Origin of the sequence: Nocardiopsis tropica (assembly GCF_042660575.1) — a bacterium.
In the GTDB taxonomy this organism is placed as follows: domain Bacteria; phylum Actinomycetota; class Actinomycetes; order Streptosporangiales; family Streptosporangiaceae; genus Nocardiopsis; species Nocardiopsis tropica.
Genome location: NZ_JBHSUF010000020.1, coordinates 24,556 through 51,401, shown reverse-complemented (window position 1 = coordinate 51,401; position 26,846 = coordinate 24,556). Strand labels below are relative to the sequence as shown.

Genomic DNA, 26,846 nt, shown 5'->3' with positions numbered 1-26,846 from the left:
CGGACCCCCGCCTGCGGGCGGGGGTCCGCGCCGTACTGTGGACCGGGGGTGTGTGCTGTGTCTGGATCTGCTTCGGTACCGGCGACGAGCGGCGCGGTGGCCTGGGGGACGCCGGCCGCCCGGTGGATGCTGACCGCCACCGTGCTCGGCTCGGGGATGGCCTTCCTCGACTCGACGGTGGTGACGGTGGCGCTGCCCGCCGTCCAGGAGGACCTGGACACGGGGCTGTCCGGGTTGCAGTGGATCGTCAACGGCTACATGGTGACGCTCTCCGCGCTCATCCTGCTCAGCGGCTCCCTGTCGGACCGGTTCGGCAGGGTCCGCCTGTTCATGGCGGGCGTGGCCGTGTTCGCCCTGGCGTCGGCGCTGTGCACGTTCGCGCCCACCCTGGAGTGGCTGATCGCCGGACGCGTGGTGCAGGGCGTGGGAGGCGCCCTGCTCACTCCGGGGAGCCTGGCCATCCTCCAGGCGGGCTTTCGCGAGCAGGACCGCGCGCGGGCGATCGGGGCGTGGTCCGGGCTGACCGGGGTGGCCTCGGCGGTGGGGCCGTTCGTGGGCGGCTGGCTGGTGCAGATCGGCGACTGGCGCCTCATCTTCCTCATCAACCTGCCGATCGCCGCGGCGGTGCTGGCGATCGCCTGGTTCAAGGTGCCGGAGTCGCGCGACGCCCAGGCCCCCCGGAGGCTGGACTACCCGGGCGCGCTGCTGGGGGTCGTGGCCCTGGGCGGGATCACCTACGCGCTGATCCAGTGGGGCGCGGTCGGCGGCACCCCGGCCGTGTGGACCGGCGTGGTGGTCGGCGTGCTGTCCCTGGGCGCCTTCCTCGCGGTGGAGGCGCGCACCGCGAACCCCATGCTGCCCCTGGGGATCTTCTCCTCCACCCCGTTCAGCGTGACGAACGCGGCGACGGTCCTGATCTACGGATCGCTGGGGCCCCTCCTGTTCCTGCTGGTCATCCACCTCCAGGAGGTGGGCGGGTACTCGCCGGTCGCGGCGGGGGCCGCGTCGCTGCCGATCACGCTCCTGATGCTCGCCCTCTCCGCGCGCTCGGGCAAGCTCGCCGCCCGGATCGGCCCGCGGCCCCAGCTGGTGGCGGGCCCGCTGCTGCTGGCCGCGGGGTTCGTGCTGCTGTCCCGCCTGGGCCCGGACGCGCCCTACCTGACGGGGGTGCTCCCCGGGGTCCTCCTGGTGGCGCTGGGGCTGTCGACGACGGTGGCGCCGCTGACGGCGACGGTGCTCGCGTCGGTGTCCGAGCGGCACGCGGGGCTGGCGTCGGGGGTGAACAACACGTTCGCGCGCGCCGCGCAGCTCATCGGCGTGGCCGCCGTCCCCGTCCTGGCGGGGATCGGCGGCTCCGGGAGCCAGGGATCCGGATCGGGCGCCGCGTCGGCGGAGATCGCCCAGGGGTTCGGCCCGGCGATGCTGATACTGGCGGGCCTGTGCGTCCTGGCCTCCCTGTGCGCGCTGGCGCTGCCGCGCGGGCGGATGCCCGAGGCCGCGGAGGCGGCCGAACGCGGTGCGATGGCCGAAGAGGCCAGTGCCGTGGCCCCGCGCGCCGACGACCAGCCGCTGCGGTTCTGCGGTGTGGCGGGGCCGCCGCTGCGCTCGTGCCCGGGTTCGACGGCCGGGGAGATCTCGGACGGCCGGGGGCCGGGCGCGCCGCCCTCCTGAGGGACCTGTCCTCCTGAGGGGCACTGTGCGCGCGTCCCCGGCCCCTTCCCCGGCTTCGGGGCGCACCGCCCTTCCGAGGGACACGGGGCCGGCCGCGTGCGGGACCCCGGGACTGCCGCCGGGGAGGGGGTGCCCGCCCGCCGGGCCGGGGCAGCGCGCGGCCCCGGCGGCCGGCGGGCCTGCCGGGGCCGCGAGGGGTACGGCCGCGTGGCGCCGGCCGGATACGGCGGGCCGGTCCCGGGCCGGGTCGTCCGGGCCCCGCTCTCCCGCCACGGGTCCCGGATCAGGCGTCCGGCGCCCCGGTGTCCTTGGGGTCCTCCGCGTCGGGCACGTAGCCGGCCGGGTCCGCGGTGCGGTCGCGCTCGTCCGCGCCGTGCGCGTCGGCCCGGTGGGCGTCGGCCTCACCGGGGTGAGGGCTCCTCACCGCCGCGCCCTCGCCGACGTCGGGGGAGTACCCGTCGTCGATCTCGTTGACGGCCTCCTCCTCGGCGCTCCGGGTCTCCCCGCCCCAGCTCTGCCGCGGGTACACGTCGTTGCGCTCGTCCCGGACCGCTTCGCTGATCCCCCGCTCACCCCGGCTGTCGTCGTCCTCGAAGTCGTACTCCTGGATGTCGTAATCCGGTTCGATACGCCGCTCGAGCTCGGCGGCCTCGCTCTCCTCGGGGTCGTCACCCATGTCGGTGTCCACGTCATAGGGCTCTTCGGTCACTGTGTTCTCCCCCTTCCCACGTTTCCACCGATGCTCTCAGACGAGCGGGCGGATGTGAAGGAAGGCGGGCCGGAGCTAGCGCCTGCGGGACCTCTCGGCGCGACGCAGGCGCAGCGGGCGCAGGGCAGCCTCCAGGGCGACGGCGCCGTCGAGCTTGCTCTCGCCGGCGACGCGGTCCTCGAAGTGGATGGGGATCTCCATCATCTTCTGGCCCCTGCGGTGGGCCCGGTAGTGCATCTCCACCTGGAAGGCGTAGCCGGTGCTCTCGATGCTGGGCAGGTCGAGGACGCGCAGCGCCGAGGCCCGCCAGATCTTGAACCCGGCGGTGACGTCGCGCACGGGGATGGACAGCACGGCCTTGACGTAGGCGTTGGCCCAGCCGCTGAGGAGGCGCCGCCGCACGCCCCACTGCTCGGAGAGGCTCCCGCCCGGCACGTAGCGGCTGCCGATGACCACCCCGGCGTTGGTGGAGTGCAGGGTGCCCAGGAGCTGCGGGACGTAGCCCACCGGGTGGCTGAGGTCGGCGTCCATCTGCACGACGTAGTCGGCGCCCTCCTCCAGGGCGCGGTTCATGCCCTCCACGTAGGCGCGGCCGAGGCCGTCCTTGGCGGTGCGGTGCAGGACGCCGACCCGCCCGGGGAACTCGACGGCGAGCTTGTCCGCGACCTCGCCGGTGCCGTCCGGGGAGCTGTCGTCCACGACCACGACCCTGAGGCGGGGCAGGTCCAGGCTCATGAGCTGCCCGACCAGCACGGGGAGGTTGGCCGCCTCGTCGTAGGTGGGGACGACGACCGTCAGGCGCGAGTCCGCCCAGGGCTCGGGGAGCGCCACGGGCTCGGGGGTGACGCGCACCGGTTCGGACGGGACGTGCGGCGGCGTCGGCTGTGAGGGCATGCGCGGCAGCTCCTGCGTATGGGCGGCGGTCGGTCGGGAGGGCGGACTGGGGTGGGCCCAGGATCACGCACCGGGCGCCGATAGCGCAATGGGCGTGAACGGTAGGGTACGCGGTCCTTCCGACCGGTCGCGGCGGGGCGGTCTCACTCGCCCCGTTCGTCGGCGACCACGGCGACGTGGACGAGTGCCCCCAGCTCCTCCAGGGTCATCAGCACCTCGGGGTCGGCGCTGCTGTCGGTGACGAGATGGGCGATCTCCTCCGGGGCGACGGTGGGCACCATGGTGTCGGCGCCGATCTTGGTGTGGTCGGCCAGGACGATGGTCTCGTCCGCGCAGGCCGCCAGCGCGCGGTCCACACTGGCCACCGCGGGGTTGGGGGTGCTCAGCCCGCGGTCGGCGCTGACCCCGTTGCCGGAGAGGAAGGCCCGGTTGACGCGGAGCCCGGACAGGCTCACCTCCGCCGCCGCCCCGACCAGCGCCCGTATCGGCCCGTGCAGGGTGCCGCCGGTCACCACCACCTCGACCCGAGCGGCCTCGGCGAGGACGTCGGCGACGCGCAGGGAGTTGGTGACCACGGTCAGGTCGTGGCGGGTGAGGAGCTCCTTGGCGAAGGCCTCCGCGGTGCTGCCGGGGCCGATGCTGATGGCGTCGCCGGGGCGGACCAGGCGTGCGGCGGCCACCGCGATCGCGGCCTTCTCTGCGGCGCACTGGCCGCTCTTGCCCGAGTAGCTCTGCTCGTGGCCGATCCGGCCGGGCAGGGCGACCCCGCCGCGCCGGCGGTCCACGACCCCCTCGGCCTCCAGCGCGCGCACGTCGCGGCGGACGGTGACCTCCGAGGCGCGGACCTTGGCGGCGATGTCGCGCAGGGACATGGTGCCGTTGGCGCGCACGAGTTCGAGAATGCGCTCCCGTCGCTCGGCGGCGAACGCCGGACGGCTTTCCTCGGCCATGTGGACCCACCTTCACCCGTGCCATCGCACGGGCGTGGTCCCGCGCCGCTCTAGAGTACGGACCGCTCCCGGGCCGCGGGGTGCTCCGCCTCGGGCTTCTCGGTCAGGAGGGTGACGATGACGACCGCCGTCAGCGTGACCAGGCCGATGAGCGCACCTGCTCCGAACAACACGAAGACAGACATTCGGGCCTCCCCAGGGGACGGGCTGACCTGCCATTAACCGAATTCCCGGTTTGGGTTGACCTCACACCACCCAACGCGGGGAAAGTCGGGTGACAATGAGGAGCATGAAGCTCGACCCCGCGCCCCCGGCCCACGAGGTCTGGTGGGCCCACACCTCCACCGCCGACGACCGCCTGCTGCGCCTGCTGGACGAGGAGGAACGGGCGCGCAACGCCCGCTTCCGCCACCAGGCCGACCGCGACCGGCACCTGCTGGGCCGTTCGATGGCCCGCCTGGTCCTGGCGGACCGGGCCGGCTGCCCGCCCGAGAAGGTCACCTTCGACCTGCGCTGCCGCTCGTGCGAGGAGAAGGAGCGCACCGGCGCGGGCACCGGGGACGCCGCTCCGCACGGCAAGCCGCACCCCTCCGGGCCCGCCCAGGGGTGGGAGGTCTCCGTCAGCCACTCGGGCGAGTGGGTCGTCCTCGCCGTCTCCGGGGGCGTGCCCGTGGGGGTCGACGTCGAACGGGTCTCCGAGGCCCGCGACCTGGCGGGGCTGGCGGGCTACACGCTGGCCGCGCCCGAGCACGCGGCCTGGGAGCGCCTGGCGCCCGAGGACCGGGTCGGCGCCTTCTTCCGGTACTGGGCGCGCAAGGAGGCCCTCCTCAAGGCGACCGGGCTGGGCCTGTCGGGCGGTCTGCGCAGGGTCCTGGTGAGTCCGCCCCACGACGACGCGGCGCTGCTCTCCTGGGAGGGCGGCGGCGGCCCGGAGTCCGCCGCCCTCACCGACCTGGAGTGCGCCGAGGGGTACCGTTCGGCGCTGGCCGCTCTTGCCCCGGGGCCTCTGGAGCCCGTGGTGCGCACCGCCGGGGACACGGCGGGGCTGCTCCGCTCCTAGGCCGTGGTCCGCGGGTCGTTCCGGGCTCGCGAGCGCCGAGCCCGCCGAAAGCATCCACCGAACGCGCCCTGGGCCGTGGCCGGGGGGTTCGCGGCCCTGCCGCCCCGTACCCGTGACCGGCCACGGGTACGGGGTCATCGGGGCCGGGGCCCCTCGCGCCGGTGTGACGGGACCGGCCGCCGGGTCCGCCGTCCGGTCAGCTCCCCTCCTTGGCCAGGTGGCGGCTGATCACGAGGCGCTGGACCTGGTTGGTGCCCTCCACGATCTGGAGCACCTTGGCCTCGCGCATGTAGCGCTCGACGGGGAAGTCGCGCGTGTAGCCGTAGCCCCCGAAGACCTGGACCGCGTCGGTGGTGACCCGCATCGCGGTGTCGGTGGCCATCAGCTTGGCCATGGCCGCCTGCCTGCCGAAGGGCCGGCCGGCATCGCGCAGCGCGGCCGCGGACAGGTACAGGGCGCGCGAGGCGGCGATCTGCGTGGCCATGTCCGCGAGCATGAAGCCGACGCCCTGGAAGTCGCCGATCGCGCTGCCGAACTGGCGGCGCTCCCGGGAGTAGGCCACGGCGGCGTCGAGGGCGGCCTGGGCGACGCCCACGGCGCAGGCGGCGATGCCCAGGCGGCCGGAGTCGAGCGCGGACAGGGCGATGCCGAACCCCTGGCCCTCCTCGCCGATCAGGGCGTCGGCCCCGATCCCGACGTCGTCGAGGAGGACCCCGGCCGTCGGGGAGGAGCGCATGCCCATCTTGCGTTCGGGCGGCGCCGAGCCCAGCCCCGGGGTGCCGTCCGGGACGTGGAAGCAGCTGATCCCCCGCGCCCCCGAGTCCGGCGCGCCGGTGCGGGCGAAGAGGGAGTAGTAGTCGGCCTCGCCGCCGTGGGTGATCCACGCCTTGGCGCCGTTGAGCCGGTACCCGCCCTCCACCGGCTCGGCGCGGGTGGTCATGGCGGCGGCGTCGGACCCGGACGCGGTCTCGGAGAGGCAGTAGGCGCCGAGGAGGTCGCCGCCGAGCATGGCGGGGAGGAGTGCGGCCTTCTGCTCCTCGCTGCCGAAGGCCGCGAGCGGGTAGCAGGACAGGGTGTGGACGCTGACGCCCAGCCCCACCGCGAGCCACCCGCGGGCCAGTTCCTCCACCACCTGGAGGTAGACCCCGTAGGGCTGGTCGCCGCCGCCGTACTCGCCGGGGTAGGGGAGCCCGAGCAGGCCGGCCCCGCCCAGGACCCGGAAGACCTCGCGGGGGAAGACCCCCTCCTCCTCGTCCTGGGAGGCGCGTGGGGCGAGCTCCTTGTCGACGATCTCCCCGGTCAGATCGAGAAGCTGTTCCGCCTCGGGTGTGTGCAGCATGCGTTCGACCGCCATGAGCCTCTCCCACGGTTCCGCGCCGGCCCCATCCAACGACTGGATGTAGTAGGACGTCCAACTATATGGTGACGAGCGGCACCCTATCCCACGGCGCGGTCGCGCACGAGGCCCGGGGCACCCGCCTCTCGACAAAGGGGAATCGGACCCCCGATCCCCTGGACGGCCCGACTCGCAGCGGCCTCCGCGACAGCACGTCTGTACACGGGCCCCCTCCCCGTCCTAGATTCCACGCATGGACCTCGAACTCCGCCACCTGCGCACCATCTGCCTCCTGGCCGACACCGGCAGCGTGACCAAGGCGGCCGCGGCGCTCTCCACGTCCCAGCCCGCCCTCACGACGCAGCTCCAGCGGATCGAGCGGGAGGTCGGCGGACCGCTCTTCCACCGCGGGCGCTCGGGGGTCCGCCCGACCGAGCTCGGGGAGTTCGTCCTGGTCCGCGCGCGCTCGGTCCTGCTCTCCATGGACGACCTGCTGCACGACATCACCGCGCGCGGGGCCTCCCCCTCCACGCTCCGCGTGGGCGGCGTCGGGCCGCTGACCATCGAGCTGTCGGCGCGGCTCCCGGAGGTCTTCCCGAACGTCCCCGTGCACGTGCGCACCGAGTACTCCCCCAAACTGGTCACCGACCTGGTCCGCGCCGGGCGCCTGGACCTGGGGACCACCATCGACTACGTGGACCGCGACCTGTCCACCGACGGCCCGCTGGCCTGGGCGATGCTCTCGGTGGAACCCCTGCACGTGGCCCTGTGGGCGGAACACCCGCGCGCGCACCAGACACTGATCCGGCTGGGCGACCTGGCCGAGTCCCCGTGGGCGCTGACCCCTCCGGACGGCACCGGATGGCCCGAGTGCTTCTACCTGGCCTGCCAGCGCGCGGGCTTCACCCCCGAGGTGCCCTACCGGCTCTACGACCGGTCGGAGATCCGCGACCTCATCGCCGACCGCCGGGCGATCGCCCCCTGCCAGTCCGACTTCGACACCGGTGAGGACGTGGTGATACGTCCGCTGGAGGGCGCACCCATACAACTGCGGCACCTCCTGGTCTGGCGGCGCGACAGCGCGGTGCACCAGGCCTCCGACGCCGTCGCGCGGCTGGCGCGCGAGATCCTGCGGGGGGCTCCCCGGCCCGCGGGCTCGGTCAGCTCGGTCGAGGCCGTCGCCACCGCCGCCGAAGGCGGTGTCCCCTCCGGCGACGGCACCCCCCGGGCCCTGGCCGGCCCCTCCGGCGGACGGACGTCCGACCGGCCCGACAGCTGATCCCACCCCCGGCGGAGGCCCGAAGGAGCAGCCGGGGAGGGCGGCCGGGGACGGCGCCCCTCCGACCGCGGCGGGCGCCGCGTGCGTCGGGAGCGGTGCCTCACGGCCCGGTGTCCCAGGCGGGGAAGGCGGGCACGGGCCCCGCCCCGCGCGGCGGCCCCGCGACCGTGTTCCCGCGACCGCCCGGAGAGGGGGCCGTCCGGGTCCCCGGACCGGCCCGGCAGCGCGTTCCCGCACCCGCCCCGAAAGTGGCCCTGCCGTGGCGCCCCCGCGCCCGCCGCGCGGTGATCCGCGCCACGGTTCTCGCGCGCCCCACGCCTGTGGCGGCGCGCCGCACACCGGCCCCGGACCACGATCCCGTACGGGGCCGCCCCTGCGCCCGCCCCCGGCCACGGCGCCCGCGGCACGCGCGGAACCCGCTCGGGTTGCAGTGGCGTGCGACACGCGTATGGTGTTTACTCGCAAGTAACGTACCCGCCAGTAGGGTTTCCCCCCGATTTCCTCTCCCCCATCCGCCCACTACTCCCCCAGGGGCCACCCACCCAGTCTGATCAGGCGCGACCTAGTCCAGGACACCATTCATGCGACCACTGAGCACCATCGCCTCGGCACTCGCCGTCGCGGTTCTCGTCTCCTCCTGCTCCGGCGGACGGACCGCGGAGGAGGAAGCCGCGGCCCTCGAGGCCGACACCCGGGGGGTCAGTGAAGACGCCGTCGTCATCGGCACGCACCAGCCCCTCACCGGACCGGCCTCCCCCGGGTTCCGTCACGTGTCCACGGGCGCCCGCGCGGTGTTCGACTACATCAACGACAACGGCGGCATCCACGGGCGCCGGATCGAGTACCAGGTCCAGGACGACGCGTTCGACCCCGCGCAGACGATGGAGGCCACCGAGACCCTCATCGAGGACCAGGAGATCTTCGCGATGCTCGGCGGCCTGGGGACGCCGACCCACGAGGCGGTGATCGACGACCTCAACGAGGAGGGCGTCCCCGACCTCTTCGTCTCGTCCGGCGCCCTCGCCTGGGACCAGCCGGAGGTCTACCCCTACAGCTACGGGTTCCAGGTCGACTACTCCAAGGAGGCCAAGGTCCAGGGCAGCTTCATCGCGGAGAACTTCCCCGGTGACGACGTGGGCCTGCTGTACCAGAACGACGACGTCGGCCCCTCCTCCCACGCCGGGATCGAGCAGTACCTCACCGAGGAGATCGTGGCCTGGGAGTCCTACGACCCCGGGGTCCCCGAGCTCGCCGGACAGGTCGCCGAGCTGAAGGCGTCCGGCGCCGACATCGCCGTCTGCTACTGCATCCCCGCGTTCCTGGGCATGGCCATCCTGGAGGCCGCCTCCATCGGGTACACCCCGCAGTGGGTCGCCCCCAGCTTCGGCGGGGACGTGGAGATCATCACCGGGCTCATCGAGGAGTACGCGGAGGGCACCGCCGCCGAGGACGTCCCGCCCGAGTCCTTCACGGACGGGCTCATCATCACCGCGTTCCTGCCGATGGCGGCCCAGCGCGAGGACCCGTGGACCGAGTTCTACCTGGAGATCCACGAGGAGTACAACGAGGGCACAACGTTCACCGACACGACCGTGTACGGCATGGTGCAGGCGACGCTGTTCGCCCAGCTGCTGATGGAGGTCGGCCCCGACCTGACCCGGCAGAACCTGGTCGACACCCTGCACGCCAACGAGTGGGCCGGCCCGGGCCTGGTCCCGTTCGTGGCCACCGAGGACGACCACAGCGGGTACTCCGGTGTCATGGTGGTGCGGAACAGGACCGGGGAGGAACCCGAGGTCCTCCAGGAGCCGATGGTCACCGACAGCGACGGCGGGGAGATCCTCCCCTTCGAGCTGGAACGCCCCACCCCCGACGAGGTGGCCCTCTTCGACGGCGCCTCCGGCGGATAGCGCGGGACGGGCGGCGGTCCCGGCCCGGGACCGCCGCCCTCACCCCCCGGTCCGCGCCGCGGACCGTGCGCGCAGCCACCACGCGGCGCCGATCACCACCGTGAGCAGCACCCCGGCCACGGTCACCGGCACGCCCAGGTCGGCTCCTCCGCTCCCGACGAGCACCAGCGCCGCCGTCGCGGGGACCGCACCCGCCAACGTGCCCGCCGCGAAGGGCCACACGCCCATCCGGGTCAGCCCGAGACCGTAGTTGACCGCCTGGTAGGGCACCACCGGCAACAGCCGCAGCTGGAGCACCGCCACGAACGCGTGACCGCCCACGAGGGCGTCCAGCCGTGCGCGGATGCCCGGGGGCAGTCGCCGTGCCACCGCGTCGCCCGCCACGTGCCGCGCCACCGCGAACTGGGCCAGGGCCGCGCACACACCGCCCGCCAGGGCCGGCGCGAGGCCGAGGGGGAATCCGAACACCAGTCCCGCCAGGGCGTTCAGGGCCGGCCGGGGCACCAGCGCGAAGACGGCGACGACGTAGACGACCAGGTAGACCGCGGGGCCGGCCGCGCCCGCCTCCTCCACCCGGCTCCGCAGGGCGTCCTCCCCGGGCACGTGGAGCAGGGCGAACACCACCACCGCCGCCCAGGCCGCGAGCAGCAGGAACCGCGACACCCGCACCCCGCGCCCGCCGCCCGTCCCCTCCCCCATCCCGGAAGCCTATGCGGCTCCGCGTCAGCGGCGCTCCAGGCGCGGGAACACCACCTGCTTCAGGATGATCGTGAGCGCCGCCACCGTGGGGATCGCCAGGAGCGCGCCGACGAGCCCCATCAGCGTCCCGCCGACCAGCGCGGCGGTGATGTTCGCGGTCGGCGCCACGTCCACCGCGTGGCGCATCACCCTCGGTGAGATCACGTAGCTCTCGATCTGCTGGTAGACCAGGAAGAACACCAGCGTGACCAGCCCCAGCAGCGGGCTCCCGAGGGCCACCGCCGCGGAGGCGGCCAGCGCGCCGATGGTGGTGCCCACCAGCGGGATGAGCGCGGTCACCGCCACCACGAGCGCCAGGGTGAGGGCGTAGGCCGAGCCGACCGCCCACAGGAAGAAGAACGCCACCACCCCGCCGAAGGCCGCCACCACCAGCTGGCCGGCGATGAACGCACCGATGCGCCGGACGATCTCGTCGCCGATCCGGCGCACCCCGTCGCGGTTGGAGCGGGGCACGAACCGGTAGGACACGTCCAGGATCCCCGGCAGCGACGCCATGAAGAACAGCGTCAGGATGAACACCGTGAACGTGGCGAACAGGGTGTTGAACACGACCTGGCCGACGCCGACCAGCCCTCCGAAGACCTGCTGCCCGAAATCGGGGGCCGTGACCAGGCCCTCGATCCGGTCCAGGACGTCGTAGCGCCGCTCCAGGTCCGCGAAGAACGGCGTGCGCCGGAGGCTGTCCACCGTGTCCGGAAGGTTCGCGGCGAAGCTCGCCGCCTGTTCGGTGAGCGGGGGCGCGATCGCCCAGACGAACACGGCGGCGAAGAGCACCATCGCCAGGCACACCGTGAGGACGGCCCCCCAGCGCGGCATGCGCGCGCGGTCGCGCAACCCCTCGATCACGGGGTTGAGCCCGACCGCGAGGAACAGCGCGACGAGGATGTACACCAGGACCGCGCGGACCCCGATCAGCGCCTCGACGAGGAGCCAGGCGGTGAGGACGCCCAGGGCGCCGACGAACCCGAGGAGGAAGTAGTTGGGGTGCCTCGGCCCGTCCCCGCCCGCGGGCAGTGCGGTCAGTCCGCTTCCGGGTGGCATGTCCCTGTCCCGACTACTCGGTCGTGTCGGGGATGCGGAGGGTGAAGACCGCACCGCCCAGCAGGTCGCTGTGCCCGGCCACGAGGCTGCCTCCGTGGGACTGGACGATCTCACGCGAGATGGCCAGGCCGAGCCCGCTCCCGCCCGGGTCGCGCTCGCGCGACTCCTTGAGCCGCGCGAACCGCTCGAAGATCCGTTCGCGGTCCATGGAGGGGATCCCCGCCCCGTCGTCGTGGACCTCCACCACGGCCGCGTCACCGTCCCGCTCGACCACGATGTCGATCCTGGACCGCGCGTGGCGTTCGGCGTTGGCGACCAGGTTGGTGAGGACGCGGACCAGGCGGAGCCGGTTGACGGTCGCCCGGACGGGCCCGGAGGAGTGCATCCGCAGCGCGGGGTGGCGCCGCTCGTCGACGAACTCCTCCCTGATGAGCGCCTCCAGGTCCACCTCCTCCCGTTCGCGGGCCACGTCCTTGTCCAGGCGGGCGAGTTCGAGCAGGTCCGAGACGATGTTCTCCAGCCTCTCGGTGTCGGAGAGCAGGCCGGTGAGCAGCAGTTCGCGCGAGCGGGCGTCGGGGTCGGGGTCGGAGAGCTCGACCTCCAGCTTGGTGCGCATCCCGGCGATGGGGTTGCGCAGCTCGTGCGAGGCGTCGGAGACGAACCGCCTCTGCCGGGTGACCGCCTCGTCGAGCCGCGCCAGGCTCGCGTTGGCCGTGCGGGCCAGGTGGGCGATCTCGTCGTGGGTCCCGGGGACCGGGAGCCTGCGGTTCAGGTCGGTGACGGAGAGCTTGTCGAGCTGGGCGCTGATCCTCTCCACGGGCCGCAGCGCACGCCCGACCCAGAACCAGATGACGGTCGCGGTGATCACCAGGAACGCCACGGAGGTCCCCACCAGGACCGCCTCGACCAGGGACGTGCCCAGGATGCTGGGCGACCTCGCCGCCGCCAGGACCAGTACCTCGCCGTAGGCGGAATCGGAGAGGCCGTACCCGACCACGAGCAGGCAGTCCCTGCGCTCGGGGCCCGCGATGTCGCCGCAGACGGTGGTCTGGAGGCGGAAGTCCCCCGGTTCCGGACGCTCGTCCGTCACCGGGGGCTTGCCCTCCATCGCGTCGGTGGCCGCGACCACCTCGCCCGTGTCCCAGTCGACGACCTGCACGCGCAGGACCGTCTCGCCGTCGGGGATCGGGCCCTGGTAGCGCTCGGTGGCGATCCGTTCGGAGACCCGGCGGGCCTCGTCGTCCGCCTGGTCCCTGATCTGGGTCAGCGAGATCTCCCGAATCAGGAAGCTGCTGAGGGAGAGCGACAGGCCGGTGATCAGGATCAGGGTGACCACGGCCCCGGTGGTGACCCTGGCACGGATCGACCGGGGGCGCAGTCGGCCCCACCCTCCCCGGCTTCCGTCGCTCCGCTCTGACACCCGCCCATTGTCACTCAGTGCGACCATAAACCGGCGAATGGTGAACGGTGTGGCGAAGAGTGAGCAGGAGAGGGGCCATCGTCCGACTCAGGGAGGAACCGGACACCCTCCAGGGGCTACTCGTAGGGGTCCGGCGGGTTGGTGACCTCCTGGACCTCCAGGGCCGTCAACTCGTGCTGGCTCACCTCGGAGAGCTCGCCCTCGGGCTCCACCCAGGTGCCGCGCACCGTCCACCAGGTGTCCGCCTCGGGCGCGGGCTCGTTGGAGATGTACACCTTGTTCACGACGGCGTCGGCGGCGCAGCAGGCCATCTGGAGGCGGGCGAGGTACCACCCGTCGCCGTCCTTCTCCGGCACCGCGAACCCGGTGAGCTCGACCTCCTGGCCGACCAGCAGGCGGTCCTCGTCGATCCAGGCGCGCATCACGAACTGGCGGATGTCCATGGAGACGACCTCGCCCGGAGCGGCCTCCTCGACCCCGTCGTCGAAGGCGCCCGCGCGCCGGTCCTCCGGGGGCGGTCCGGAGGAGCCGGAGGTGGCCTCCACCGTGTAGGAGCCCAGCGCGGGCGGGGCGACGACGAACACGGCGAGCACCGGCAGCAGGAGCAGCCACGCGACGCCGGGCGCCCGGGAGTGGTCGTGCCCCTGGGTACCGCGCCCGCGCCCGTACGCCTCCTCGTAGTCCCTCTCCACGGCGGACGCGCTCTCCTGCGCCGACACCGTGTTCCCGGCGGCGACGACCTCGGCGTCCGCCCCGTGCCCGTGCTCTTCCTCCGCCTCGTCCTCGCCGCGCAGCTCGGAGGCGATGACGAGCACGCCGAGCAGGACCATGGCCACGCCTGCGGCGATGAGGAAGGGGCCGAAGCCCGCCTTGACCCAGTTGAGGTAGAGGTCGGTGGGGATCGTGCTGGTCAGCGCGGCCGCGCCGAGCAGGACCAGGGTGAGTCCCTGGGCGATGCGGTTCACAGGATCAGTCCTCCGATCAGGAACGTGCTGAGCAGGCCGACCAGCAGGCACAGCGGGGCGAAGCGGGCCACGAAGCGCCAGCCGAACACGCCCGCCTGCATCGCGAGGAGCTTGAGGTCGACGATCGGCCCGATCACCATGAACGCGAGTTTGGCCGTGGGCGAGAAGTCGGTGAGGCTGACGGCGACGAACGCGTCGGCCTCGGAGCAGATGGACAGCAGGATGGCCAGGAGGGCGAGCACGAGGACCGAGACCACCGGCATGCCGGCGACCGCCAGCAGCCACTCGCGGGGCACCATGATGTTGAGGGTGGCGGCGGCGAGGCCCCCGACCACCAGGTAGCCGCCCGCGTGCATCATGTCGTGCAGCATCGACTCGCGGAAGACCTGCCACCGGGAGGCCCCGGGCGCGTGGTTGTGCGTGGGCAGGCGCAGCCAGTCGGCACGGCCGAAGCGCACCCAGATCCATCCGATGACCACGGCCGCCAGCAGGGAGGCCACGAACCGGGCGAGGATCATCTCGGGCTGCCCGGCGAAGGCCACCGCCGTGGCGATCATGACGACCGGGTTGATGGAGGGCGCCGCCAGCAGGAAGGTGAGCGCGGCGGCCGGGGCGACCCCGCCCTTGATGAGGCTTCCGGCGATGGGCACCGAGGCGCACTCGCAGCCGGGCAGCAGGGCCCCGGAGGCCCCCGCGACCGGCACGGCGTGGCTGGGCTTGGACGGGATGAACCGCTGGTAGGCCGAGGGCGGCACGAACGCGGTGAGCGCGGCGGACAGCGCCACACCGAACACCAGGAAGGGCAGTGCCTGGAAGCTGATCGCGGTGAAGATGGTGGCCCACGCGAGGAAGGCCTGACTGGTCAGCTCGTCGGAGATCCAGGCGTGCCCCAGCGCCATCGCGGTGATGAACAGGGCGAACAGCCAGACCGTCCCGGTCCTGCGGCGGCCCCGGGCTCGTCCCCAGTCCTCCGGGGGGAGCTCCTCGCCGCGGTCCGCCCACCCCCCGGCGAGGGAGTCGCCGAGCGAACTGCTCGGGGGCGGGCCGGGGTCGGTGGCCGGTGTGGTCCGGTCGGGCACGTCGGTCTCCGTGGTGGTCGGGCGGGATCTTCACGCATAGTACCGAAAATCGTTTTCGCCCGGGACGACCCGGCGTTTCCTGTGGACGACGCTCCCCCGGTGGCAGGAGCGCATCCGCCCGGCGGGACGCGGCTAGCGTTCCCCGGGGCCCTCGTCGCGGCCGTCGTCGGAGGGGCCCTCCTCCTCACCGGGGTCCGCGTGGGCTCCGCCCGCCCCGCCGTCCCGCGTGTCCGCGTCCCGCTCCGCCAGTGCCGAGGCCGGGTCGCCGGGCGCCTCCCCCTCCCCGCGCTGGACGTCGTCGGGAAGGGAGCCGGACGCGGGCCCCCAGCACTCCACGTTCCGCAGGTCGGGCATCTTGGACAGCGTGAACTGCGGGTCGAGCCCGTTGCGCAGCTGGCGGCTGTAGTCGCCCAGCAGCCGGAAGGCGACGGCCGACAGCGGTGCCAGTGCCACGAGGTTGACGGTCGCCATGACGCCCATGGAGATGTCGGCGAGGTTCCACACCAGCGTCAGCGGCGCCACGGAGCCGATGAACACCGCGGCCAGCACCGCGTAGCGGAAGTAGGTCATGTGCTGCGGGTCGGCGTCCAGGAACCGGAGGTTGGACTCGCCGTAGTAGTAGTTGCCCAGCACGGAGGTGAAGGCCAGCAGGAACAGGATCACCGTGAGGGCGTGCACCGACCAGCTCCCCAGGGAGGACTGGAGCGCCCGCTGGGTGACCTCGGCCCCGGTCTCGGTGGTGAAGTCGGGGTTGTACACGAGGACGATGAACGCGGTCACCGAGCACACCAGCCAGGTGTCGAAGTACACGCCGAGGGTCTGCACGAGCCCCTGCTTGGCGGGGTGGGAGACCGACGCGGTGGCTCCGGCGTTGGGGGCGGACCCCAGGCCCGCCTCGTTGGAGAACATGCCCCGCCGCATGCCCTGCACGAGCGCCGCGCCCACGCCGCCGGCCGTGAACTCGCGCAGCCCGAACGCGGAGGCGAAGATGTCGCCGACGACCCGGGGCAGCTCGCCGATGTTGAGGACCACCACGGCCAGGCCGAGGAGGATGTAGAGGATCGCCATGAGGGGGACGAGCGCCTGGGCGACCGTCGCGATGCGCCGCACCCCGCCGAAGACGACGGCGGCGGTCAGCCCGACCAGCGCCAGCCCGACCAGGACGCTCAGGAACCAGCCGGTGGGCGCGCCCAGCTCCTGCATAGAGGTGGAGATGGCGCCCGTGATGCTGTTGGCCTGCACGGAGTTGAAGACGAGGCTGAAGGTGACGGTGATGAGGACCGCGAAGAGGGCGCCCATCCACCTCTGGCCCAGCCCGTGCAGCATGTAGTACGCGGGTCCGCCCCGGAACCCCGTGCTGGTGCGCACCTTGTACAGCTGGGCCAGCGTCGACTCCACGAACGCCGCGGCCCCCAGCACGCAGGACATGGCCCACATCCAGAAGACCGCGCCCGGCCCGCCGAGCATGATCGCGGTGGCCACGCCGACGATGTTCCCCGTCCCCACCCGGGAGGCGGCGGAGATCGCGAAGGCCTGGAAGGACGAGATCTCCCTGCCACCGTCGGGCGCCGTCCCCGGGCTGCTCCGCAGCACCCGGAACATCTCGGGGAGCAGGCGCAGCTGCACGAAACCCGACCGCACCGTGAAGTAGACGGCGAGAACGACCAGGAGCGGGATGAGGAGGTAGCTCCAGAAGAAGTCGTTGACGGTGACGAGAAGGACGTTGAGGACGTTCACGCGTTCCCCTTCAGGCGGCGTGGTGGTCCCGAGTGCGACATCGGGGCTGTCCCGCAACTGTCCACGCCCCCTGCGGTTCCGGGCGATTCGGACACGCGAAGGGGCGGTAAAGGACCGTAATGGGTCACCACCCCCGGGCGGGCCCGTGGCCGCGCGGCGGCGCCCGCCCCGTGGCCGTCCGGGCGCGGCGGCCCTCCCTCCGACCGCCCCGTCCCGGGGCTCGGACCCGCGCGGGGCGCCGCTGTCCGAGAGAGGTGTACAACCCCGGAAAAGGCTCGGGCCCGGCAGGAGATCCTGCCGGGCCCGGGTCCGTTCACACCCTAGTGCTGCGGGGCGGAGTCGTAGCGGTCGGTGCGGGGACGGTCGCCCCGGTAGCCGCCGCCACCGCCGCTGCCGCCCCGGTAGCCGCCGCCACCGCCACTGCGGTCACCGCGGTAGCCGCCGCCGCTGCCGCCCCGGTAGCCGCCGCCACCGCGGTTGTCACCGCGGTAGCCGCCCTCGGAGCGCGGTGCGTACTCGCGGCGCTCGCCGCCGCGGTAGCCGCCGCCCTCGCCGCGGGGGCGCTCGCCCTCACGGAAACCGCCGCCCTCACCGCGGTCGGTGCGGGGACGGTCACCCTGGTAGCCGCCGCCACCGCCGCCGCGGTAGCCGCCGCCACCGCCACTGCGGTCACCGCGGTAGCCGCCGCCCCGGTAGCCGCCGCCACCGCCGCCGTAGCCTCCACGGCGGGGGCCGCCGCGTCCGCGGCGCTCGCGCACGGGCTCCGGCGGCTCGATCCACGGCTCCCAGGAGGGCTCCTTGGCCCCGGTCACCTCGGTGAGCAGCTCGTCGCCCGGGTTGACCAGGTGCTGCTTGGCGTCGACGCCGGCGTCGCTGAGCAGGCGGCGGGCCATGCGGCGCTGGTTGGGCGCGACCAGGGAGACGACCAGGCCGGAGGCGCCGGCGCGGGCCGTGCGGCCTCCGCGGTGCAGGTAGTCCTTGTGCCCGGTGGGCAGGTCGATGTTGACGACCATGTCGATGCCGTCGACGTGGATGCCGCGGGCGGCGACGTCGGTGGCGACCAGCGCCTGGATCTTGCCCTCGCGGAACTTGGCGAGGGTGCGGGTGCGCACGCTCTGCGTCTTGCCGCCGTGCAGGGACGCGCAGGGCACGCCCGCCGCCGCCAGCTGCTCGCTGATGGCGTCGGCGCGGTACTTGCTGCGCACGAACAGGATCGTGCGGCCGTCGCGCGCGGCGATCTGGGTGATGATCTTGTTCTTGTCACGGGGCAGCACCTTGAGTAGGTGGTGCTCCATGGCGGTGACCTGGGAGACCGGCGGGTCCACGGAGTGGGTCTGCGGGTCGTTCATGTACTTGCGGACCAGCTTGTCGACGTCGCCGTCGAGCGTGGCCGAGAACAGCAGCGTCTGGCCGTCGGGGCGCACCTGGTCGAGGAGCTCGCTGACCTGGGGCATGAAGCCCATGTCGCACATCTGGTCGGCCTCGTCCAGCACCGAGACCTCGACGTCGCTCAGGTCGCAGGCGCCCTGGTCGATGAGGTCGCTGAGGCGGCCCGGGGTGGCGACGAGGATCTCGACGCCGCGGCGCAGTTCGTTGATCTGGCGGGTGTAGGAGCTGCCGCCGACGACGTCGCCGACGCGCACGCCCACGATGCGGGAGTAACCGCGAAGGGCGTCGCGCACCTGGTGGGCGAGTTCGCGCGTGGGCACCAGGATCAGGGCCCTGGGGCGGTTGGCGGCGGCGCGGCGCTCTGCGGCGCGCATCAGGACCGGCAGGCCGAAGGCCAGGGTCTTGCCCGATCCGGTACGACCGCAGCCGAGGACGTCGCGGCCCTCGATGGCGTCGGGAATGGTGGCGGCCTGGATCGGGAACGGGGTGGTCACACCGTTCTTGGCCAGCTCGTCGACGATGTCCTGGGGCAGACCCAGGGAGTCGAAAGCGGGCATTACGGCAGTGTCCGTCGTCAAGTGACGTGTACCTTCCTCATCGTTTGGCGGCGTTTCGAGGAAGGCTCCACACGGCCACAGCGGACCCAGCGAAGAAATCACACAAACGCGCCTGATCACACGCGGAAGCGGACCCCTTCGATTCTCGGGGCTCCTGTGCTCGGTGCATCCCACTGAGTGGATACGAGCAACTCTTCTGGCAAGAGTGGCGCCGACGGGGTCGACACGCTCTCCGCGTCTTGTGCGGCCTCGGCGCGCTCGGATGCGCGCGGCATTACTGGACGACCGCTTGCAGAAGCGTACTAGACATCGTCCGGAAACGGGGACGGGATGGGGGTTTTTCACCGGTGATACGGGTCTCCCCCATCCCTCCGGGGGCGGCGCGGCGCCGGCGCGGTGCGGCGCCGGGCCCGCCGGGTCAGCGGTTGTCGGCCGCCATCGTCCCGGCGAGGGCGGTCAGGCGGGCGACCTGCGCGCGGCGTTCGGCCGCGGCCTGCTCCTCGAGCGTGTTGCCCGCGGCCTGCTGGAGGAGGGCCTTGGTGGCGGCGGCCGCCTCGGCGTTCGTGGCGAGCAGCGCGGCGACGACGTCGTCCACGGCCCCGGGGAGTTCGTCGGCGGGCACGACCAGCTCGGCCAGTCCGAGCTCACGGGCCTCCTGGGCGCCGACGCGGCGGGCGGTCAGGCAGATCTCGACGGCGCGGTGGACGCCGACGATGTCCACGAGCGGCTTGGTCCCGGTGAGGTCGGGGACGAGGCCGAGCGCGGGCTCCTTCATGCAGAACTTGGCGTCGTCAGCGAGGATGCGCAGGTCGCAGGAGAGCGCCAGCTGGAAGCCCGCGCCGATGGCGTGGCCCCGGACCGCGGCGACGGTGACCAGGTCGGGGCGGCGCAGCCAGAGGAAGCCCTCCTGGAGGCCGGCGATGTACTCCTCGACGTCGGCCCCGGTAGAGGAGCCGTCGAGGATGCCGCCGACCATGGAGCGCTCGCCGTCCACGCCCTCGGGGGTGAACATGCCGAGGTCGATCCCGGCCGAGAAGATGTCGCCCTCGCCGGCGATCACCACGATTCGGACATCGGCCGGGAGGGTGTGGCCGATGTGGGCCAACGTGGTCCAGGTGCGCCCGGTCATCGCGTTGCGCCGCTCGGGGCGGCTGATGGTGATGCGGGCGACCGGCCCCTCCACGGCCAGTCCGAGCCCGGCCCGGGTCAGCTCCGCTTCCGTGGGCAGCCGCCCGGGCCCGTTCGACGCCTGTGCCATGGGGTTCCTCCGTCGTGCTCGGTGTCACCCTCGATATTACCCATCGGTAACCACCGGTCGCGCGGGCGGGGCCTCAGGCCTTGCGGGTCGCCCCGCCCCGGCCGCGCAGCTCGGCCCCGGCCTCGCTGAGCAGCCGGTGGACGAAACCGTAGGAACGCCCGGTGGCGGCCGCCAGCATGCGGATGCTCTCCCCCGAGTCGTAGCGCCGCTTGAGCTGGGCCGCGAGCTCGGAGCGGTCCGTTCCCGCCACGCGGGTGCCCTTCCTCAGCGCATCGTCCACAGTCCACTCCTCCGGGTCGTCCGGTCAACGCTTCTGGAATCCCTGCCATGATCCGGCATCGCGCTCACGCCCCGCCACATTCGCCGCGCGCCGCGCCGGGCGCCCCCTTCCCTGCCCGGGTTTCGGAGCGCCGCAAACGTCGTCCGAAAAGGACGGAGGTGAACCTCCCAGCATGCTGGGCGTCCACCTCCGCCGCCGGGGCCCTCGCGGCCCCCGGCTCACGCCAGCGAGATCAGGTCCTCGAAATCGGCGTTCCACACGTCCTCGACGCCGTCGGGCAGCAGGATGACGCGCTCGGGCTGGAGGGCGTCGACCGCGCCCTCGTCGTGTGTCACCAGCACGATCGCGCCCTTGTAGTTGCGCAGGGCCGCCAGGATCTCCTCGCGGCTGGCCGGGTCCAGGTTGTTGGTGGGCTCGTCGAGCAGGAGCACGTTGGCGCTGGAGACGACCAGCGTGGCCAGGGCCAGCCTGGTCTTCTCGCCTCCGGAGAGCACGCCCGCCGGCTTGTCGACGTCGTCGCCGGTGAACAGGAACGAGCCCAGCGTGCGGCGCGCCTCCACCTCCGGGAGTTCCGGGGCCGCGCTCATCATGTTCTCCAGCACGCTGCGGCCCACGTCCAGGGTCTCGTGCTCCTGGGCGTAGTAGCCGAGCTTGAGCCCGTGCCCCGGGACCACGGCCCCCCGGTCGGGCTCCTCGACGCCGCCGAGCAGCCGCAGCAGCGTGGTCTTGCCGGCGCCGTTGAGCCCCAGGATCACCACGCGGCTGCCCCGGTCGATCGCCAGGTCCACGCCGGTGAAGATCTCCAGCGAGCCGTAGGACTTGGACAGCCCCTCCGCCATCAGCGGCGTGCGGCCGCTGGGAGCCGGGTCGGGGAAGCGCAGCTTGGCGACCTTGTCGGACTTGCGGACGCCCTGCACGCCGTCGAGGAGCCGGTCGGCCCGGTTGAGCATCTGCTGGGCGGCGCGCGCCTTGGAGGCCTTGGCCCGGAACTTGTCCGCCTGCTTGCGCAGGGTGTCGGCCTGCTTCTCGGCGTTGGCCAGCTCGCGCCTGCGCCGCCGCTCGTCGGCCTCGCGCTGCTCCAGGTACAGCTTCCAGCCCATGTTGTAGATGTCGATGACGCTGCGGTTGGCGTCGAGGTAGAACACCTTGTTCACCACGTGCTCGACCAGGTCCACGTCGTGGCTGATCACGATGAGCCCGCCCTGGTGCGACTTGAGGAAGTCGCGCAGCCAGACGATGGAGTCGGCGTCCAGGTGGTTGGTGGGCTCGTCCAGCAGCAGCGTGTCCGCTCCGCTGAACAGGATCCGCGCCAGCTCGATACGTCGGCGCTGACCGCCGGAGAGGGTGTGCAGGGGCTGGGAGAGCACCTTGTCGGGCAGGCCCAGGCTGGAGGCGATGGCGGCGGCCTCGGACTCGGCGGCGTACCCGCCCAGCACGTGCAGGCGCTCCTCCCACCGGGAGTAGGCGCGCACACCCTTGTTCCGGGTCTTGGTGTCGGTGCTGGCCATCTTCTTCTCGGCCTCGCGCATACCGCGCAGGGCCTCGTCGATCCCGCGCGCGGACAGCACGCGGTCGCGGGCGATGACGTCGGGGTCGTCGGTGCGGGGGTCCTGCGGCAGGTAGCCGATGGTGCCGGAGGAGGTGACCGTGCCGCCGGTGGGCAGGCCCTCGCCCGCCAGCACCTTGGTCATGGTCGTCTTGCCCGCACCGTTGCGGCCGACCAGTCCGATCCGGTCCCCGGCGGCGACGCGGAAGGTGGTCGGCTCCAACAGGAGTCGAGGACCGACACGCAGTTCGAGGTCGGTGGCGATCAGCATGGTGGGGCTTCCTACGAGGTGGTGGGACGGTTCGGTACGGCCGGACACGCACCCGCGGTGCACGGGAGCGGCGGCTCCTCCGCGTGGGTGGGGGGTGGTGGCCTTCGGGCCGACCGACCCAGCCTAACGGCACGGGCGGGGGGTGCGGCGATCCGTTTTCCGGGAGGCCCCCGGACACGGCCGCGCCCCCGCCACCCGGTCAACGGGTGCGGGGGCGCGCCGCATTCCCCGCGGCCGGGCGGCGCCGGTCACCCCGTCGCACGCCCCGCCGCTCCTGAGGGGCCCTATTCCTCCTCGGGAGCGGGGTGCGCGCCCTCGGGCTCCTTGTCCTTGGGGACCTTGGCCACGACGACCGCCGCCGCGACGGGCGGCTCCCCCCCGGTTCCCTCCGGGGACTCCTCGTCGGAGTCCCCGGGCTTGCCCGGCGGGCGGTTGCGCAGCAGGGCCGCCAGGACGGCGGCCACCGGCGTGGCCAGGAACATGCCGGGGACGCCCCCGACCACGGCGCCGACGGAGATCGCGATCAGCACGACGGGCGAGGGAAGGTCGAGCGAGGCCCCGTAGATGCGCGGCGCGAAGACGTTGCTCTCCAGCTGCTGCACGAGGATCACCGCGCCGACGACGACGAGCGCGACGATCCAGCCCTCGGTGACGAACGCGACCAGGGCGGCGAGCAGCCCGGTCAGGAAGGCGCCGATGATCGGCAGGAAGGCGCCGACGAAGGTCAGCACGATCAGCGGGATGGCCAGGTTGATGTCGATCAGGAAGACCAGGGCGATGCCGATGCCGACGGCGTCGAAGAAGCCGACCGCGGCCACACCGCGCACGTACCGTCCCATGACGCCGTAGGCGACGTCCCCCGCGTGGCGCAGGCCCGGACGGGACCGCGGCGGGAACAGGGTGAGGAACCAGTCCATGAGCTGGTCGCCCGAGTGCACGAAGTACACGGTCAGGGCGATGATCAGGACGATGCCGACGAGAACCGAGATGACGGCCGCGCCCGCGGTCCAGGCGCCGCTGAGCAGCTGGTCCTGGTTCTCGCTGATCATGGCCTGGATCTGCACCCAGGCGTCGTCGATCATGTCGGTGAACAGCGCCGGGTCGAGCCCGAAGGGCACCTGGATGTCCTGGAGTTCGCTGACCGCGCTGGTAACGCTGTCGACCAGGGGGCCGAACCCCTGCACGGCGGGCGTGACGATCATCGAGATGACGCCGCCGAACACGATGAGCCCGACGAGGATCGAGATCGTCGTCGACGTGCCCCGGCCCAGGCCCTTGCGGCGCAGCAGGTTGGCGAGCGGCATGAGCAGGGCGGTGATGAACACCGCGAGGATCATCGGCAGGGTGACGACCGACAGGTAGACGAGCCCGTAGAGGAGCAGCCCGGCGACGACGCCGATGAGGAGGAAGCGCCAGGCGACGTCGCTGACCGACTTCAGGATGTCCCCCGCGCCCACGTCGTCCTGTTCGGCCGGCCCCTGGTCCGGGGACTGGGGTTCGGGCTCGGAGTGCTCCTTCTGAGCCTCCAACTGGGCGAGGCGCTCGGCTCGCGCCCTGCGGGCGGTGAGCCATTTGTTCAGGAGCGCCCACACTCCCGGCCGTTGGGCTTGCACATGGACTCCATTCTCGGGGTGCTGCGTGGTGCCCGCACGGGAGGCGACGGACACGCGGGGGCGGTACCGGGGGGATGCGCGGACGAGGGTCCTGGTTCTCCCGTGTCCGTCGGGAACTCAACGGCGTCAGAACTGCCAGGGTTCCCTGGGACGGCCACTGTGCACGATCTCGTTGCCGAACGGCGCGAGCGCCACGGGGATCATCTTCAGCGAGGCCCACGCCATCGGAATCCCGATGATAGTGACGGCGAGGCCGATCGCGGTGGCGATATGGCCGAGCGTCAGCCACCAGCCCGCGACGATCAGCCAGATGACGTTGAGGAAGGTGCTGCCGCCGCCCGACCCCTGCCTGCGCACCAGTTCGCGGCCGAAGGGCCAGATCGCGTAGCTGGCCATGCGGAAGGAGGCGATCCCGAACGGGATGGTGACGATCAGGATGCAGCAGATGACTCCGGCGATCACGTAGCCGACTGCCAGCCAGAAGCCGGCGACGAAGAGCCAGATGACGTTCAGGATGAGCCGCAAGAGGGCCACGGTGTTTCGTCTCCTTCGATCGGGTCCCGGTCGCGGGTGCGCGACCTCCTGGGGGAAGAGTCCCCGCACCCGTTGCTTTCTACCGTCTGGGACGCCGCCGCACCACGAGCCGTTCCGGGCGGTTCCCCTGGTCCTTCCCCTAGGGGCGGGGGGACGGGGCCGCGGGGCCTCCCGGCACGGGTGCGGGACGGCGCGTCGCGCGGGGACGGGGAGGACCGGGGAAGGGGTCGATCCGGTTCACCGGGGGTCGCCGGCGGGCGTGGCGCCCCCCGGCTGGTGCGACGCAGCGTGAGGACATACGGTCACGCCATATCTCGGAGCTCCAAGCAGACCACAATGTGATCGGCGCATCAGGAGAACCCCCTAGGCAGGAGGGACATCGCACCATACGATGTGCTGTGTCCTGCTTAAGACCGTAGATCTTGTGATTTACGACAAACTCGGACAAACGACCGAAGACCGGTCAGTAGACATCAGGTTTCGGTAACGGTTGGGCGAGTAATTTCCCCACCCCCCGTGCAGGATCGGGAGTGGGGATGGCATGATTACGTACCGGCTCGGACGGAGGCCGTCACCGCCTCCGCAGCCGTTCGCGTGAGAGCACTCCGTCAGCAGCACATCCTGCCGCGTGGTCTGTGCTTCTCGTGGTCTCAGCCACACCGGGGAACATCGTCTGCACCGTCCGGCGTTTGCGTCGTGCGGGGTGGCTCACGCCGCATGACCAATCTTTTGGTGACTGAAGCTTTTTCCGACAGCTTACTAGTGATTTCAGTAGAGGTGGTTCAAGCATGTCTCAGGTACGTCGGCAGGCCGCGCTGCGCCCCCGCCCGAGCTGGGGGTGGCAGGATGCCGCCGCGTGCCGGGGCGAGGACCTTGTGCTCTTCTTCGGCCCGGACGGCGAACGCCAGCCGGAGCGGGAGATCAGGGAGCGCAAGGCCAAGGAGATCTGTGCGGCCTGCCCTGTGCGAACCGACTGCCTGGACTACGCGATCTCGCGTCCGGAGAAGTACGGTACCTGGGGCGGTCTGAACGAGGACGAGCGCGCCTCCGAGCGCCGTCGCCGTATGCGCCGCGCCAACGCTGCCTGACCGAGGTCCACGGACCACGGCACAGCGGATCTCCCCCGGTGGCCCCGGCCCCCGATCAACCCGCGGCGCCCCGACGAGCAACGTCGAGGGCGCCGCGGGTTTTCTCGTGCCCGGCGGGGACGCGGTCCGCGGGCCGGAGCCGCGGCCGGGTCACCCCTCCCGGCCCCCGATGTGGCGGTCGAACCAGTCCAGGGCCTCCACCGCGACCTGTCTCCACTCCTGCGCGCCGGGGAGCAGCTGTTCGACGCCCGGCACGACCCGCAGGTCGGTCGTCCCGCCCATCCGGCCCCGGGCCCACTCCCCCAGTTCGCGGACGAAGGAGTCCCCGCTCTCCAGCAGGACCAGGACCGGGGCCCGCACGTCCGACAGGTGCGGCTCGGCCAGGTCGATCCGCCCGCCGTGGACCACCACGGCGGCCACCTCCCGGGGGCGCTCCGCCGCGGTGACCAGCGCCGCCGGCGCCGCGCTCCCCGACCCCAGCACGCCCAGGGGCCGGTCCGCCGCGTCGGTCGCGCTGCGGAGCCAGCCGACGGCCGCGCCCAGCCGCTCGCCCAGCGCACCGGCGTCGGCGTCCGCCGGACCCGACGCCTGCTCCTCCGCGGTCAGCAGGTCTAGGACCAGGGTCGCGTACCCGGCCCGCTGCAGGGCCGACGAGACCACCCTCCGGCGCGGGTCCGACCTCCCCTCCCCCGCGGCCAGGACCACCGCGCCGCGCAGGGCGGGGGGCACGGTGAGATCGCCGTCGAGGTAGACCCGGCCGGCGCGCACCCGCACGCCGCGGGCCTCCTCCCCCGGGGGACGGACGCGTCCGTGCTCGTCGAGGATCGCGGTGACGTTCCCGTCGGAGAGCTGGCCGAAGTCGCGGTACCACTCGCCCACCGAGTGGAAGTTGTCCGGCGCGCCGAGCACGACCATCTCGTCGACGTCCTCCCGCAGCGCCTCGACCGCCTCGGGCGCCGCGACCGGCACGGCCAGGATCAGCCGGGACGGTCCGGCCCGGCGCACCATCCGCAGCGCGGCGCGGGCGGTGCCGCCCGTCGCGACCCCGTCGTCCACGACCACGCAGTCGCGCCCGGCGATGCGCGGCGCCGAGCGCTCGCCCCGGTAGACCCGGCGGCGGCGGTCGAGCTCGTCGCGCTCGGCCGCGACGGTCTCGGAGAGGGCCTGGCGGGGCACCCGCATCCGCGCCAGGGCGCGGTCGTCGAAGAACACCTGCCCGTTCTCGGCGATGGCCCCCACCCCCGTCTCCGGCCGGCCGGGCAGCCCGATCTTGCGGACCATGAGAACGTCGAAGTCGGCGTCGAGCCGCCGGGCGAGCTCCGCCCCGACCGGGACCCCGCCGCGCGGCAGGGCCAGGACGAGGGGGTCGTCGACCACGAGGGGGCGCACCCGCTCTGCGAGGCGGCGCCCCGCCTCGGACCGGTCGGCGAAGGGCAGTGAAACGGGAACCGGGTTCATGTCCTCACCGGCACCGGGACCGGGGCCCCGGCACCGCTCCTC

At 72.8% G+C, this 26,846-nt stretch carries 23 protein-coding genes; 5 read left to right on the top strand and 18 right to left on the bottom strand.

Annotation, left to right across the window (positions count from 1 at the left end):
* Positions 1-57 precede the first annotated feature (57 nt).
* The gene (locus tag ACFQBR_RS26620; protein ID WP_344184908.1) at positions 58-1,671 is read left to right on the top strand and encodes an MFS transporter; all 1,614 of its coding nucleotides are present in this window, start codon (positions 58-60) and stop codon (positions 1,669-1,671) included.
* 283 nt (positions 1,672-1,954) lie between these two features.
* On the opposite strand, the gene ACFQBR_RS26615 is transcribed toward ACFQBR_RS26620, so the two are convergent.
* From ACFQBR_RS26615 to ACFQBR_RS26600, 4 genes are all read right to left on the bottom strand, one after another.
* Positions 1,955-2,380, bottom strand: coding sequence for a hypothetical protein (locus tag ACFQBR_RS26615; protein ID WP_267949223.1), 426 nt, complete (start codon positions 2,378-2,380; stop codon positions 1,955-1,957).
* A 75-nt stretch (positions 2,381-2,455) separates the two neighbouring features.
* On the bottom strand, positions 2,456-3,274 hold the full coding sequence (locus ACFQBR_RS26610) for a polyprenol monophosphomannose synthase (protein ID WP_267949222.1): 819 nt from the start codon (positions 3,272-3,274) through the stop codon (positions 2,456-2,458).
* Positions 3,275-3,417: 143 nt separating this feature from the next.
* Positions 3,418-4,224, bottom strand: a complete 807-nt coding sequence (locus ACFQBR_RS26605; protein ID WP_267949221.1) for a DeoR/GlpR family DNA-binding transcription regulator — start codon at positions 4,222-4,224, stop codon at positions 3,418-3,420.
* A 50-nt stretch (positions 4,225-4,274) separates the two neighbouring features.
* On the bottom strand, positions 4,275-4,409 hold the full coding sequence (locus ACFQBR_RS26600; RefSeq protein WP_344181645.1) for a hypothetical protein: 135 nt from the start codon (positions 4,407-4,409) through the stop codon (positions 4,275-4,277).
* A 95-nt stretch (positions 4,410-4,504) separates the two neighbouring features.
* Between ACFQBR_RS26600 and ACFQBR_RS26595 the strand changes: the two genes are divergently transcribed.
* Positions 4,505-5,284: a 4'-phosphopantetheinyl transferase family protein gene (locus ACFQBR_RS26595; RefSeq protein ID WP_267950335.1), complete on the top strand. Its 780-nt coding sequence runs from the start codon at positions 4,505-4,507 to the stop codon at positions 5,282-5,284.
* A gap of 196 nt (positions 5,285-5,480) precedes the next feature.
* On the opposite strand, the gene ACFQBR_RS26590 is transcribed toward ACFQBR_RS26595, so the two are convergent.
* Positions 5,481-6,638 (bottom strand): acyl-CoA dehydrogenase family protein, encoded by a 1,158-nt coding sequence (locus ACFQBR_RS26590; protein ID WP_344181647.1) that lies wholly within the window; start codon positions 6,636-6,638, stop codon positions 5,481-5,483.
* 235 nt (positions 6,639-6,873) lie between these two features.
* On the opposite strand from ACFQBR_RS26590, the gene ACFQBR_RS26585 reads away from it, so the two are divergent.
* Together ACFQBR_RS26585 and ACFQBR_RS26580 are read left to right on the top strand one after the other, a co-directional pair.
* The gene (locus ACFQBR_RS26585) at positions 6,874-7,899 is read left to right on the top strand and encodes a LysR family transcriptional regulator (RefSeq protein WP_267949218.1); all 1,026 of its coding nucleotides are present in this window, start codon (positions 6,874-6,876) and stop codon (positions 7,897-7,899) included.
* Positions 7,900-8,480: 581 nt separating this feature from the next.
* Positions 8,481-9,809 (top strand): ABC transporter substrate-binding protein, encoded by a 1,329-nt coding sequence (locus tag ACFQBR_RS26580; protein ID WP_344181651.1) that lies wholly within the window; start codon positions 8,481-8,483, stop codon positions 9,807-9,809.
* Between the two features lie 39 nt (positions 9,810-9,848).
* On the opposite strand, the gene ACFQBR_RS26575 is transcribed toward ACFQBR_RS26580, so the two are convergent.
* The 12 genes from ACFQBR_RS26575 to ACFQBR_RS26520 form a co-directional block, all read right to left on the bottom strand.
* Positions 9,849-10,508: a TVP38/TMEM64 family protein gene (locus ACFQBR_RS26575; protein ID WP_344181653.1), complete on the bottom strand. Its 660-nt coding sequence runs from the start codon at positions 10,506-10,508 to the stop codon at positions 9,849-9,851.
* 24 nt (positions 10,509-10,532) lie between these two features.
* Positions 10,533-11,609: an AI-2E family transporter gene (locus tag ACFQBR_RS26570; protein WP_344181655.1), complete on the bottom strand. Its 1,077-nt coding sequence runs from the start codon at positions 11,607-11,609 to the stop codon at positions 10,533-10,535.
* Positions 11,610-11,622: 13 nt separating this feature from the next.
* Positions 11,623-13,029: a sensor histidine kinase gene (locus ACFQBR_RS26565; protein ID WP_344181657.1), complete on the bottom strand. Its 1,407-nt coding sequence runs from the start codon at positions 13,027-13,029 to the stop codon at positions 11,623-11,625.
* A gap of 116 nt (positions 13,030-13,145) precedes the next feature.
* Positions 13,146-13,994, bottom strand: a complete 849-nt coding sequence (locus tag ACFQBR_RS26560; RefSeq protein ID WP_267949213.1) for a TIGR03943 family putative permease subunit — start codon at positions 13,992-13,994, stop codon at positions 13,146-13,148.
* The gene (locus ACFQBR_RS26555) at positions 13,991-15,073 is read right to left on the bottom strand and encodes a permease (protein WP_267949212.1); all 1,083 of its coding nucleotides are present in this window, start codon (positions 15,071-15,073) and stop codon (positions 13,991-13,993) included. Before ACFQBR_RS26555 ends, ACFQBR_RS26560 begins: the two co-directional genes overlap by 4 nt.
* 132 nt (positions 15,074-15,205) lie before the next feature.
* Positions 15,206-16,810, bottom strand: a complete 1,605-nt coding sequence (locus tag ACFQBR_RS26550; protein ID WP_267949211.1) for an alanine/glycine:cation symporter family protein — start codon at positions 16,808-16,810, stop codon at positions 15,206-15,208.
* Positions 16,811-17,130: 320 nt separating this feature from the next.
* Positions 17,131-18,756 (bottom strand): DEAD/DEAH box helicase, encoded by a 1,626-nt coding sequence (locus tag ACFQBR_RS26545; protein WP_267949210.1) that lies wholly within the window; start codon positions 18,754-18,756, stop codon positions 17,131-17,133.
* A 418-nt stretch (positions 18,757-19,174) separates the two neighbouring features.
* Positions 19,175-20,014 (bottom strand): enoyl-CoA hydratase/isomerase family protein, encoded by an 840-nt coding sequence (locus ACFQBR_RS26540; RefSeq protein WP_344181663.1) that lies wholly within the window; start codon positions 20,012-20,014, stop codon positions 19,175-19,177.
* A gap of 73 nt (positions 20,015-20,087) precedes the next feature.
* Positions 20,088-20,294, bottom strand: coding sequence for a helix-turn-helix domain-containing protein (locus ACFQBR_RS26535; protein WP_267949208.1), 207 nt, complete (start codon positions 20,292-20,294; stop codon positions 20,088-20,090).
* 218 nt (positions 20,295-20,512) lie between these two features.
* A complete protein-coding gene (locus ACFQBR_RS26530; protein WP_267949207.1) occupies positions 20,513-22,111 on the bottom strand; it encodes an ABC-F family ATP-binding cassette domain-containing protein in 1,599 nt (532 codons plus the stop codon).
* Between the two features lie 284 nt (positions 22,112-22,395).
* A complete protein-coding gene (locus ACFQBR_RS26525; protein WP_267949206.1) occupies positions 22,396-23,724 on the bottom strand; it encodes an AI-2E family transporter in 1,329 nt (442 codons plus the stop codon).
* A 126-nt stretch (positions 23,725-23,850) separates the two neighbouring features.
* Positions 23,851-24,258 carry a YccF domain-containing protein gene (locus ACFQBR_RS26520; RefSeq protein WP_267949205.1) on the bottom strand — a complete coding sequence of 136 codons (408 nt, stop codon included), beginning with the start codon at positions 24,256-24,258 and terminating at the stop codon, positions 23,851-23,853.
* Positions 24,259-25,046: 788 nt separating this feature from the next.
* Here ACFQBR_RS26520 and ACFQBR_RS26515 point away from each other — a divergent pair.
* Entirely contained in the window at positions 25,047-25,346 is a 300-nt protein-coding gene (locus ACFQBR_RS26515) for a WhiB family transcriptional regulator (RefSeq protein WP_017588640.1), read from the top strand.
* Positions 25,347-25,496: 150 nt separating this feature from the next.
* On the opposite strand, the gene ACFQBR_RS26510 is transcribed toward ACFQBR_RS26515, so the two are convergent.
* Complete coding sequence (locus ACFQBR_RS26510; protein ID WP_344181667.1) at positions 25,497-26,804, bottom strand: phosphoribosyltransferase family protein; 1,308 nt, start codon at positions 26,802-26,804, stop codon at positions 25,497-25,499.
* Between the last annotated feature and the right edge of the window lie 42 nt (positions 26,805-26,846).

Excerpts from the sequence above, each read along its gene's own strand:
- ACFQBR_RS26610 (WP_267949222.1), bottom strand. The coding sequence starts at position 3,274 with ATGCCCTCACAGCCGACGCCGCCGCACGTCCCGTCCGAACCGGTGCGC.
- ACFQBR_RS26605 (WP_267949221.1), bottom strand. The coding sequence starts at position 4,224 with ATGGCCGAGGAAAGCCGTCCGGCGTTCGCCGCCGAGCGACGGGAGCGC.
- ACFQBR_RS26600 (WP_344181645.1), bottom strand. The coding sequence starts at position 4,409 with ATGTCTGTCTTCGTGTTGTTCGGAGCAGGTGCGCTCATCGGCCTGGTC.
- ACFQBR_RS26595 (WP_267950335.1), top strand. The coding sequence starts at position 4,505 with ATGAGGAGCATGAAGCTCGACCCCGCGCCCCCGGCCCACGAGGTCTGG.
- ACFQBR_RS26590 (WP_344181647.1), bottom strand. The coding sequence starts at position 6,638 with ATGGCGGTCGAACGCATGCTGCACACACCCGAGGCGGAACAGCTTCTC.
- ACFQBR_RS26585 (WP_267949218.1), top strand. The coding sequence starts at position 6,874 with ATGGACCTCGAACTCCGCCACCTGCGCACCATCTGCCTCCTGGCCGAC.
- ACFQBR_RS26580 (WP_344181651.1), top strand. The coding sequence starts at position 8,481 with ATGCGACCACTGAGCACCATCGCCTCGGCACTCGCCGTCGCGGTTCTC.
- ACFQBR_RS26575 (WP_344181653.1), bottom strand. The coding sequence starts at position 10,508 with ATGGGGGAGGGGACGGGCGGCGGGCGCGGGGTGCGGGTGTCGCGGTTC.
- ACFQBR_RS26570 (WP_344181655.1), bottom strand. The coding sequence starts at position 11,609 with ATGCCACCCGGAAGCGGACTGACCGCACTGCCCGCGGGCGGGGACGGG.
- ACFQBR_RS26545 (WP_267949210.1), bottom strand. The coding sequence starts at position 18,756 with ATGCCCGCTTTCGACTCCCTGGGTCTGCCCCAGGACATCGTCGACGAG.
- ACFQBR_RS26540 (WP_344181663.1), bottom strand. The coding sequence starts at position 20,014 with ATGGCACAGGCGTCGAACGGGCCCGGGCGGCTGCCCACGGAAGCGGAG.
- ACFQBR_RS26530 (WP_267949207.1), bottom strand. The coding sequence starts at position 22,111 with ATGCTGATCGCCACCGACCTCGAACTGCGTGTCGGTCCTCGACTCCTG.
- ACFQBR_RS26515 (WP_017588640.1), top strand. The coding sequence starts at position 25,047 with ATGTCTCAGGTACGTCGGCAGGCCGCGCTGCGCCCCCGCCCGAGCTGG.
- ACFQBR_RS26510 (WP_344181667.1), bottom strand. The coding sequence starts at position 26,804 with ATGAACCCGGTTCCCGTTTCACTGCCCTTCGCCGACCGGTCCGAGGCG.